This is a genomic window from Aminobacter sp. P4_D5, assembly GCF_056401815.1.
The window spans coordinates 1-10,168 of record NZ_JBFUIP010000190.1 but is presented as its reverse complement, the minus strand read 5'-3'; the positions used below and the strand labels follow the sequence as shown (position 1 = coordinate 10,168).

Here is a 10,168-nt window from a genome sequence, read left to right as displayed (position 1 = left end):
TCATCCCGCGGGCTGTGGACGAATATTACACCTTCCTCGCCGCTTATCCCCGGCAGGAGTGGAAAGAGCGGCTGGGCAATCCGGTCTGGCACATGCATGACGGCAACCCGCCGGTTGTCGACATGCCGGTGCCGTTCTCGATGCTGCTCAACCTGGTCAGCGCCTCCAACGCCCAGAACAAGGACGTCCTGTGGGGCTTCATCTCGCGCCATGCGCCTGGCACAACGCCTGCAACGCATCCTGAGCTCGACAGGCTGACGGGCTATGCGATCCGCTATTTCGACGATTTCGTGAAGCCGACGAAGACCTTCCGCGCGGCCGACGATGTCGAACGCGCAGCACTGGAAGCGCTCGAAGCGACACTCGGCGCCCTGCCTGCGGGTGCCGACGGCGAAGCGATCCAGAACGCCGTGCTCAACATCGCCCGCCAGATCGAGCGCTACCAGGATCATTCCAAGAAAAGCCCGGAAGGCGGCCCTGGCGTATCGGTCGCCTTCTTCCAGATGATCTACCAGGTGCTGATCGGCCAGGAACGCGGACCGCGCTTTGGCTCGTTTGCAGCACTTTATGGCATCGTCGAAACGCGCGCTCTGATTCGCAAGGCTCTGGAAGGCAAACTGGCAGCCTAACGTCTTGGATGCCGGCTCGACCGTCTATTTCGCCGTCGAGCCGGCATAACAGCCTGGCGTCGAATGCATGGAGCGCCTGCCGGTCTCCGCCAGAGCGTCCTACTGGATCAGAGCCTCTGCCGCTGGCTCGGCAGGCTCCCCTTCGACCGAGGGCAGGCTCATGGCGTCCGGCGAGATCGTCGTCTCGATACGCTCCGGCGGTGGGCCGTAGATGCCCTTCTTCTCGGCCTCGGCCTTCTTGCCAATGTCGCCATAGGGTCCGCCTGCATCGGCCTTCGCCCAGCCATTTGCCGCAAGCCACGCGCCGACATCCTGCTTGCCTATCCGGCATTTGGCGACGACATCGCCCTGCGCTGCATCGGCTGGCACGTCGCAGACCACGGCACGGCTCCGCAAGAAGCTGCGAAACTCCGTGCGCGCTCGAACACCACAGTTCCACTCCTTGCCTTCGAAGGTGCAGCTTTCGCCGGCATCCACCTTTGCCACGCCCGATATCGCAACGCGCAGGCCCTTGGCTTCAATCAGCCCGGCAGCGGAAGCCACCGGCTGGAACAGCGTGGTTCCGTCCCATTCGTCGGTGATCTTCGGCGTCGGCGGCAGAGCGAGGCTCAGGTCGCTCAGCGGCGCGCGCGGCGCCTCCCGTAACAAGCCGCCCTGCTCCGCCGTGGGCGGCACCACATCACCGGGAGCAGCGTTCGTTGTTTCAGGCGCCTGCGGCTCGGGCTGCGTTGGGTCAACCTCAGCGCTATCGTCGGGAGGGAGGTCGTCTTCATCGATGACGTCCACAGCCGGCGCTTCGATGGCCGCCAATCTTTGCCCGCCCAAGGTGACGAGCAGGGTGGCGATGCCGAAACCGGCGGCGGCGACGGCTATGGCTGCTGGGCGCATCGGCCTTACTGGCTCGCCCAGACGATACGCGCCATCCACTCGACTTCGGCGGTCTGGAAACGCCGATTGGGGTGTTCGGGATTGAGCGACACCAGCTCAATGGCTGCTTGCGTCTGACGTTCGAGCACCTTGGCCATGACCTCGCCCGAGATCGTCTTGACCACCACGCGGTCGCCCTTGCGTACCGCAGCCCCCGGCTCGACGATCAGCACGTCGCCGTTGCGATAGAGCGGCAGCATCGAGTCGCCCTGAACCTCAAGTGCGTAGGAACTGTCGGTGGCGCGCGCCGGAAGTTCGATCAGCTCCCAGCCCTGCCCCGCCGGGAAGCCGGCATCGTCGAAGAAGCCGCCAGCACCCGCCTGGGCAAAGCCGAGCAGCGGCACGCCCGTCTGTCTCTCCCGTGGCCTGGTCCTGACAGTCGTCTTCGCCGGTTCGACGAAACCCAGGAATTCCTCAAGCGAAGAATTGGTCGCCTCGATGATCTTGGCAAGCGACTCAGTCGAAGGCCAACGCGGCCGGCCGTCGACGGACTGGCGCTTGGATTTGTTGAACGCGGTCGAGTCGAGCCCGGCCTTCTTGGCGAGGCCCGACGCCGAAAGCGAATAACGCTCTGCAAGAGCGTCGATCGCGGCCCAGACACGTTCATGCGAGAGCATGGCGCTCTCCTTCGGACAGGAAAAAATACCTTTTTTAGTATTATCCACGCCGGCAGCGATTGTCCAGACGCGTCTCGCCCGCGCAGTTGGCTGCGCGGGCGATTTGCCTCCTGATCCGCTCAGGTGATCTCACATCCTCTGCATCATCATCTTGAGACCCGCCCTAAGCTCGTCGGCATTCATGACCGGCGTCATGTCGATCGCCGCGTCGAAACCGTGGAAAAACGGCTCGCAAATGCTGGGGATGGCGGTGATATCCTTCACATCGACAAACACGAAGGCCGTGCGGTTGCCGTTGTCCAAGGTGAAGAAGGCGGCTTCGGGCTTGAGCTCGGAGAGCGACTTTTCCATGATGGCGGCCAGGCTGCCGTCCTTGATGGCGCGGTTTCCCTGGGTGGCGGGGATCGAGATCTTCAGCAGCATGCGCATGACAATCCTCCCGGTAAATGCCAACATCAGCACTTGCTGATATTATCATTTGCGCCTTGGCCGAGATAGCGGACAGGCGCTGCCTGCCGCGATTTCCTCAGCGTCATTCCTTCGCCTTGGCCAATGTCCGCAAACCCTTGTGCGAGGCGATGAAGATCTCTTCTTCAGCGCTCACCGGGCGCGGCGTGGCATCAACCCCAAGCTGTCGCATGAGATCGCCGATCTCCACGAAGCGCCTGTTGTTGCGATCATAGACGCCGGCGCTGGTCATGATCAGGGCTGCGGTCTCGCCATTGTCGAGCACGAAGCGGTGCTTGCCGATCACCTCGGTGCCGTTCCAGGTCTCGATCGAGGACACCACCTCGAAGCGCTTCCATAGCCTGATCTCGCGCACGAACACCGTCTGCAGCCCACCTAGCATCGGCGCCCAGCCACGCTTGCGGGCAAGTTCGATCAGGCCACTGCGCATGAAGATGTCGATGCGGCCGACATCGGCCAGCATCATGTAGCGCGCATTGTTGAGATGCATGTTGAAGTCGATGTCGGTCGGCAGGCAGCGGAACGACAGCCGGCCTTCGTCGCCAAAACGGTAGGGACCGCGACGAGATTTCGTCGCGGCCATGCGAGCCAGTCTTGCCCATACGTACATGCTGCGTCAGGCCGCCTTCTTTTCCTCGACCTTGGCGTAAGGATCGAAGCGCTGGTAGAAGGTCTCGCCCTTCTCGGCCATATCGAGCAGAAGCTTGGGCGCCTTGAACTCGGCACCGTATTTCTTCTGCAACTCCTTGGCGATCTTGACGAACTTCTTGGCGCCGATGCCGTCGATGTAAGACAGTGCACCACCCGTATAGGGCGCGAAGCCAAAGGCCAGGATCGAGCCGACATCCGCCTCGCGCGGGTCGGTGACGATGCCCTCTTCCATCACCCGCACCGCTTCGAGCGCGATGACTGACAGCAGGCGCTGCTTCAGTTCCTCGACATCGACCTTCTCAGGAGCAAGCTGCGGATAGAGATCCTTGAGGCCCGGCCACAGCTTCTTCTTGGCGGGCTTCGCCGGATAATCATAGAAGCCCTTGGTGTTCTTGCGGCCGAGGCGGCCATGGCTGTCGACCATGGTGTTGATCAGCGCCATCTGGCGCGGATCGACAGCCTTTTCGCCGAGATCCCTGATGGTCTGCTTCATGATCTTCTGGGCGAGGTCGACCGCCGTCTCGTCGGTCAGCGCCAGTGGTCCCACAGGCATGCCGGCAGCCTTGGCGGCATTTTCGATCATCGCAGCCGGCACGCCTTCGATCAGCATCTTGAAGGCTTCCGACATGTAGCGCAGCACGCAGCGGTTGACGTAGAAGCCACGCGTGTCGTTGACGACGATCGGCGTCTTCTTGATGGCGCGGACGAAATCCATCGCCACAGCCAGCGCCTTGTCGCCTGTCTTCTTGCCCATGATGATCTCGACCAGCATCATCTTGTCGACCGGCGAGAAGAAGTGGATGCCGATGAAGTTCTTCGGCCGCACCGAGTTCCTGGCAAGCGAGGTGATCGGAATTGTCGAGGTGTTGGAGGCAAACACCGCCGACGACTTGAGCACGGCCTCGGCCTTTTCGGTCGCGCCCTTCTTGACCTCGGAATCCTCGAACACCGCTTCGACCACGAGGTCGCAGCCATTAAGATCGGCGTAGTCGGCGGTTGGTGTGATCAGCGACAGCAGCTTGTCACGCTCCTCGGCCTTGGCGCGGCCCTTCTTGACCTGTTCGGAGATCAGGTTGTCGCAATGGGCCTTGCCCTTTTCGGCAGATTCCATGTCACGATCGAGAAGCACAACCGGAATGCCGGCCTTGGCGGTGACATAGGCGATGCCCGCGCCCATGAAACCGGCACCCAGGATGCCGATCTTCTTGAACTTGGTATCCGGCACGCCGGCCGGGCGGCGCGCGCCCTTGTTCAGTTCCTGCAGCGACACGAACAGCGAGCGGATCATTGCTGCCGCTTCCTTGGTCTGCATGATCTCGGTGAAGTAGCGCTGCTCGATGCGCAGGCCGGTGTCGAACGGCACCAAAAGGCCTTCATAGACCGACTTCAGGATCGCGGTTGCGGCCGGATAGTTGCCATAGGTCTCGCGGCGCAGGATGGCGATTGCCGGCGGCCAGAGGTTGGCGCCCGCCGCCGAATAGACTGGACCGCCAGGCAACTTGAAGCCCTTCTCGTCCCATGGCTGGACCGGTTTCAGCCCTGCGGTGATCATCGCCTTCGCGGCTTCGATCAGCTTGGCCGGCTCGACGACCGCGTGGATCAGGCCCATGCCCTTGGCCTTTTGCGGCGTCAGGGTCTGGCCCGAGGTCAGCATCTGCAGCGCCGATTGCGGATCGGTCAGCCTGGGCACACGCTGGGTACCACCGGCACCCGGGAAGATGCCAACCTTCACTTCAGGCAGAGCCATCTTGACCTTGTCGCTATCAGCCGCAACGCGGCCATGGCAGGCCAGCGACAGCTCGAAAGCACCGCCCATGCAGGTGCCGTTGATCGCCGAAACCCAAGGCTTGCCCGAAGTCTCGAGCTTGCGCCAGAGCGCGCCCATGCGGCCGGCATTGTCGAACAGAAGCTTCGCCGCCTTTTCCGGATCCTTGGCCTTTTCCTTGGCGAAGAGCTTCAGCATCTTCTGCAGCATGGTGAGGTCAGCACCGCCGGAGAAGGTCTCCTTGCCCGAGGTGATGACCGCGCCCTTGATGCCGGCATCCGCCACCACCTGGTCGATGATCTTGTCGAGTTCGCTCATCACCTCTTCGGTGAAGACGTTCATCGAGCGATCGGGCATGTTCCAGGTAACGAGCGCGATGCCATCAGCATCGGTTTCGACCGTGAAGTTTGTATAGGTCATGTCTGTCTCCTTCCGGCCGAAATCAAACGCGTTCGATGATCGTTGCGGTGCCCATGCCGGCGCCGATGCATAGCGTCACAAGGGCAGTGTTGAGATCGCGGCGTTCCAGTTCGTCAAGCACGGTGCCGAAGATCATCGCGCCGGTCGCACCCAGCGGGTGGCCCATGGCAATGGCGCCGCCATTGACGTTGATCTTGTCGTGCGGGATCTCGAAAGCCTGCATGTAGCGCAGCACCACCGAGGCGAAGGCCTCGTTGAGCTCAAACAGGTCGATATCCGACAGCTTCATCTTGGCGCGCTTCAAAAGCTTCTCGGTGACGTCGACCGGACCGGTCAGCATGATTGCCGGCTCGGAACCGATGTTGGAGAAGGCGCGGATGCGCGCGCGCGGCTTGAGGCCCAGCGTCTTGCCGGCCTTCTTGGAGCCGAGCAGCACGGCGGCAGCGCCATCGACGATGCCCGAAGAGTTGCCGGCATGGTGGACGTGGTTGATCTCTTCGAGTTCGGGATAGCGCTGCACGGCGACCGCGTCGAAGCCGCCCATCTCGCCGGGAATGACAAAAGCCGGATTGAGCTGGCCGAGCGACTGCATGTCGGTTGTCGGGCGCATGTGCTCGTCATGGTCGAGGATGGTCAGCCCGTTCTGATCCCTGACCGGCACCACCGACTTCTTGAAGTAGCCCTTCTCCCAAGCCTTGGCGGCGCGCTTCTGGCTTTCGACCGCATAGCCGTCGACGTCGTCGCGCGAGAAGCCGTATTTGGTGGCGATCAGGTCGGCCGACACGCCCTGTGGCATGAACCAGGCCGGCATGCCGACCGAAGGGTCCATGAACCAGGCGCCGCCCGACATGCCCATGCCGACGCGCGACATCGATTCTACGCCGCCGGCAATGACGATCTCGTCGGCACCTTGCGCGATCTTGGCCGCACCAAAGTTGATGGCGTCGAGACCCGAGGCGCAAAAGCGCGAGATCTGCATGCCCGGCGCCTTGTTGTCGTAGCCGGCCTCGAAGGCGGCCGAACGCGGGATCACCGAACCTGCTTCGCCGACAGGATCGACGCAGCCGAAGATGATGTCGTCGACCTCGGCGGTATCGAGCCCGTTGCGGTCGCGCAGCGCCTCCAGCACCTTGGCGCCAAGGCGCACCGCCGGCACTTCGTGCAGCGATCCGTCCTTCTTGCCGCGTCCGCGCGGCGTGCGCACGGCGTCATAGACAAAAGCGTCAGCCATTTTTCTGCTCCTTGGGTTTCCAGATCGGCGGCTCAGAGCGAGCGGGCGATCAGCAACTTCATGATCTCGTTGGTGCCGCCATAGATGCGCTGCACGCGCGCGTCGCGGTACATGCGGGCGATCGGGTATTCATTCATATAGCCATAGCCGCCAAACAATTGCAGGCATTCGTCGACGATCTTGCACTGCAGGTCCGACAGCCAATACTTGGCCATCGAAGCAGTTACCGGATCTAGCCCGCCAGAAATATGACGGGCAACACAGTCATTGTAAAAGACCCGCCCGATGGTCGCCTCGGTCTTGAGCTCGGCCAGCTTGAACTGGGTGTTCTGGAAATCCAGAACCGCCTTGCCGAAAGCCTTGCGCTCCCTAACGTAGTCGATGGTCACGGCCAACGCGCGCTCGATCATGGCGATCGCGCCAGTACCGATCTGCAGTCGCTCCTGCGGCAGCTGCTGCATCAGCTGGACGAAACCCTGGCCCTCTTCCTGTCCTAGCAGGTTGGAGGTCGGCACGCGCACGTCGTTGAAGAACAGCTCGGAGGTGTCGTTGGCCTTCAGCCCGATCTTGTCGAGGTTGCGGCCGCGCTCGAAACCCTCGACCTCGTCGGTCTCGACCACGATCAGAGAGGTGCCCTTGGCGCCCTTGGACGGATCGGTCTTGGTCACCACGATGATCAGGTTCGCCAACTGGCCATTGGTGATGAAAGTCTTGGAGCCGTTGATGCAGTACTGGTTGCCATCTTTTTCGGCGCGCGTCTTGACGCCCTGCAGGTCGGAGCCGGCACCCGGCTCGGTCATGGCGATGGCGCCGATCAGCTCGCCGGTCGCCATCTTCGGCAGCCACTTCTTCTTCTGCTCTTCCGAGCCGTAATGGAGAATGTATGGGGCAACGATCGAATTGTGCAGGGCGATGCCGAAGCCGTCGACGCCGACATGGCCGATCGCCTCGATGATCGCGCTCTCATGGGCGAATGTGCCGCCCGAGCCGCCATATTCCTCGGGCATCGAGGCGCAGAGCAGGCCGGCGGCACCGGCTTTCTCCCAGCTCGCACGGTCGACCATCTCGTTCTTCTCGAACGCCTCGTAGTGCGGCAGGATTTCCTCCGACATGAAGCGGTGCGCCATGTCATAGAGCATCGCCACGTCGTCCGCCGCCCAGGCGGGTTTGGGCAATGAAAGGACTTCGGCTGGGTTGATCATGCACTTCCTCCCAAAGACAACACCCGGTCACCCCCCTCTGCCCTGCCGGGCATCTCCCCCTCAAGGGGGGAGATTGGCAGCTTCAGCCACCGCGCCCGCCCTGCAACTTTGCCGATTGGCGCAAGCCGTGATGACAGCCAATCTCCCCCCTTGAGGGGGAGATGCCCGGCAGGGCAGAGGGGGGTGCCAAGCGCCAAATCAACCTCCTCGGGCTCAGAACGCCTCCGCGGCAAGCGCCATCATCGTCGCCGAGCCGGTCGACAGGCGCGCCAGATGCGCCGAGGTCTCGGGCATCACGCGTTCCATGAAATAGCGGCCGGTCACAAGCTTGGTCTCGTAGAACTCCGCCGAGCCATTGGCGCCGGTCGCAAGCTTGTCCTGCGCCGACTTGGCCATCCGGCCCCACATGTAGCCGAGCGCCACCAGGCCGAAGAGGTGCATATAGTCGGTCGAGGCAGCACCGGCATTGTCCGGATTGGCCATGCCGTTCTGCACCAGCCACATGGTCGCCGCCTGCAGGTCGTTGAGGCCCTTTTTCAGCGACTTGGTGTAAGCCGCCATCTGTTCGTCGCCACGATTGGCTTCGCAGAACTCGCCGACTTCCTTGAAGAATGCCTGGACGGCGCGGCCGCCATTGAGGCCGAGCTTGCGGCCGACGAGATCGAGCGCCTGCACGCCATTGGCGCCCTCATAGATCATGGCGATGCGGGCATCGCGCACGAACTGGCTCATGCCGTGCTCTTCGATGTAGCCGTGGCCGCCGAACACCTGCTGGGCCATCACGGCATGCTCGAAGCCCTTGTCGGTCAACACGCCCTTCACCACCGGCGTCATCAGGCCCATGTGGTCGTCCGCCGACTGGCGTTCGCCAGCGTCCTCGGAGCGGTGAGCGACGTCGGAATTGATCGCAGTCCACAGCACCAGCGCACGGCCGGCCTCGTTGAAGGCCTTCATGGTCATCAGCGCGCGGCGGATGTCGGGGTGGACGATGATCGGATCGGCCTTCTTGTCGGGCGCCTTCGGACCGGTCAGCGAACGGCCCTGGATGCGGTCCTTGGCATAGGCGACGGCATTCTGGTAGGCGACCTCGGAGACCGCCAGGCCCTGCAGGCCGACGCCGAGCCGGGCCTCGTTCATCATCGTGAACATCGCCTTCAGGCCGCCATTGGCCTCGCCGAGCAAGAAGCCCTCGGCCTCGTCATAGTTCATGACGCAGGTCGAGTTGCCGTGGATGCCCATCTTCTCTTCGATCGAGCCACACGAAACCGCATTGCGCGTGCCGGGATTGCCCGAGGCGTCGAGATTGAATTTTGGCACGATGAACAGCGAAATGCCCTTCACCCCTTCCGGCGCGCCCTCGATGCGGGCCAGCACCAGATGGATGATGTTGTCCGACATGTCGTGTTCGCCGGCCGAGATGAAAATCTTCTGGCCAGAAATCTTGTAGGAGCCGTCGCCGTTCGGCACGGCCTTCGAGCGCAGCAGGCCGAGGTCCGTGCCGCAATGCGGCTCGGTCAGGTTCATGGTGCCGGTCCACGCGCCCTCGACCATTCTGGGCAGCCAGGTCGCCTTCTGCTCGTCGGTGCCGTGGACAAGCACTGCGGCGATCGCACCCTGGGTCAGGCCGGGATACATCATCAGCGCCATGTTGGCCGCCGACATGTATTCGCCCACCGCCGAGTGAACCGTGTAGGGCAAGCCCTGGCCACCGTGTTCGGCAGGCACGGCCAACCCCATCCATCCGCCTTCGCGATACTGGTCGAACGCTTCCTTGAAGCCCTTCGGTGTGGTGACAGAGCCGTCGTCGTCGCGGACGCAGCCCTCCATGTCGCCGACGCGGTTGAGCGGATGCATGACGTTTTCGGCGAGCTTGGCGCCCTCGGCGAGGATCGCTTCGAGAACGTCGGGGCTGGCGTCGGAGAAGCCGGCAAGATTGCTGTAGCGCTCGTAGCCGAGCACATCATTCAGCACAAAAAGCGTGTCTTGGACCGGCGCCCGGAATATCGGCATTGCTTTTCCTCCAGCAAATGTAAACCGGTTCCGGCCAGACGGTATGCGACGGGGAACCGCTTGTCGAACGGGGATTAGCAAAAATTGACGTTTGCGTAAACGTCAATTTTTGTGAATCCGCGTTCCGGCGAAATTTTCGGTGTTTTTGGATCTTCTTGGGAGGTCGCCATCTCTTGCGACAGGACGCGTTTGGACCGGGTCTGACTTCCTGTAGCCCTCTTGGTAAGCCTGTCGAACCACGAGACTGA

The 10,168-nt window shown here is 62.5% G+C and carries 8 protein-coding genes and 1 pseudogene; 1 reads left to right on the top strand and 8 read right to left on the bottom strand.

Annotation, left to right across the window (positions count from 1 at the left end):
* A pseudogene (gene lysK, locus AC1DWF_RS27040) lies at positions 1-629 on the top strand (lysine--tRNA ligase); the annotation flags it as partial.
* A 99-nt stretch (positions 630-728) separates the two neighbouring features.
* Here the strand turns inward: lysK and AC1DWF_RS27035 are convergent.
* From AC1DWF_RS27035 to AC1DWF_RS27000, 8 genes are all read right to left on the bottom strand, one after another.
* Positions 729-1,517, bottom strand: coding sequence for a thermonuclease family protein (locus AC1DWF_RS27035; protein WP_476782995.1), 789 nt, complete (start codon positions 1,515-1,517; stop codon positions 729-731).
* A 5-nt stretch (positions 1,518-1,522) separates the two neighbouring features.
* Positions 1,523-2,173 (bottom strand): S24 family peptidase, encoded by a 651-nt coding sequence (locus tag AC1DWF_RS27030; RefSeq protein WP_476782994.1) that lies wholly within the window; start codon positions 2,171-2,173, stop codon positions 1,523-1,525.
* Between the two features lie 129 nt (positions 2,174-2,302).
* Positions 2,303-2,602, bottom strand: coding sequence for a hypothetical protein (locus AC1DWF_RS27025; protein ID WP_476788416.1), 300 nt, complete (start codon positions 2,600-2,602; stop codon positions 2,303-2,305).
* A gap of 103 nt (positions 2,603-2,705) precedes the next feature.
* Positions 2,706-3,251, bottom strand: a complete 546-nt coding sequence (locus tag AC1DWF_RS27020; protein ID WP_476786474.1) for a thioesterase family protein — start codon at positions 3,249-3,251, stop codon at positions 2,706-2,708.
* 6 nt (positions 3,252-3,257) lie between these two features.
* Complete coding sequence (locus AC1DWF_RS27015; protein ID WP_476786473.1) at positions 3,258-5,477, bottom strand: 3-hydroxyacyl-CoA dehydrogenase NAD-binding domain-containing protein; 2,220 nt, start codon at positions 5,475-5,477, stop codon at positions 3,258-3,260.
* Positions 5,478-5,499: 22 nt separating this feature from the next.
* Positions 5,500-6,708, bottom strand: coding sequence for an acetyl-CoA C-acetyltransferase (locus tag AC1DWF_RS27010; RefSeq protein WP_476788415.1), 1,209 nt, complete (start codon positions 6,706-6,708; stop codon positions 5,500-5,502).
* Between the two features lie 32 nt (positions 6,709-6,740).
* Complete coding sequence (locus AC1DWF_RS27005) at positions 6,741-7,910, bottom strand: acyl-CoA dehydrogenase family protein (protein ID WP_476785824.1); 1,170 nt, start codon at positions 7,908-7,910, stop codon at positions 6,741-6,743.
* 213 nt (positions 7,911-8,123) lie between these two features.
* The gene (locus AC1DWF_RS27000; protein WP_476785823.1) at positions 8,124-9,920 is read right to left on the bottom strand and encodes an acyl-CoA dehydrogenase; all 1,797 of its coding nucleotides are present in this window, start codon (positions 9,918-9,920) and stop codon (positions 8,124-8,126) included.
* Positions 9,921-10,168 lie beyond the last annotated feature (248 nt).

Excerpts from the sequence above, each read along its gene's own strand:
- AC1DWF_RS27035 (WP_476782995.1), bottom strand. The coding sequence starts at position 1,517 with ATGCGCCCAGCAGCCATAGCCGTCGCCGCCGCCGGTTTCGGCATCGCC.
- AC1DWF_RS27000 (WP_476785823.1), bottom strand. The coding sequence starts at position 9,920 with ATGCCGATATTCCGGGCGCCGGTCCAAGACACGCTTTTTGTGCTGAAT.
- AC1DWF_RS27030 (WP_476782994.1), bottom strand. The coding sequence starts at position 2,173 with ATGCTCTCGCATGAACGTGTCTGGGCCGCGATCGACGCTCTTGCAGAG.
- AC1DWF_RS27010 (WP_476788415.1), bottom strand. The coding sequence starts at position 6,708 with ATGGCTGACGCTTTTGTCTATGACGCCGTGCGCACGCCGCGCGGACGC.
- AC1DWF_RS27020 (WP_476786474.1), bottom strand. The coding sequence starts at position 3,251 with ATGTACGTATGGGCAAGACTGGCTCGCATGGCCGCGACGAAATCTCGT.
- AC1DWF_RS27015 (WP_476786473.1), bottom strand. The coding sequence starts at position 5,477 with ATGACCTATACAAACTTCACGGTCGAAACCGATGCTGATGGCATCGCG.
- AC1DWF_RS27005 (WP_476785824.1), bottom strand. The coding sequence starts at position 7,910 with ATGATCAACCCAGCCGAAGTCCTTTCATTGCCCAAACCCGCCTGGGCG.
- AC1DWF_RS27025 (WP_476788416.1), bottom strand. The coding sequence starts at position 2,602 with ATGCGCATGCTGCTGAAGATCTCGATCCCCGCCACCCAGGGAAACCGC.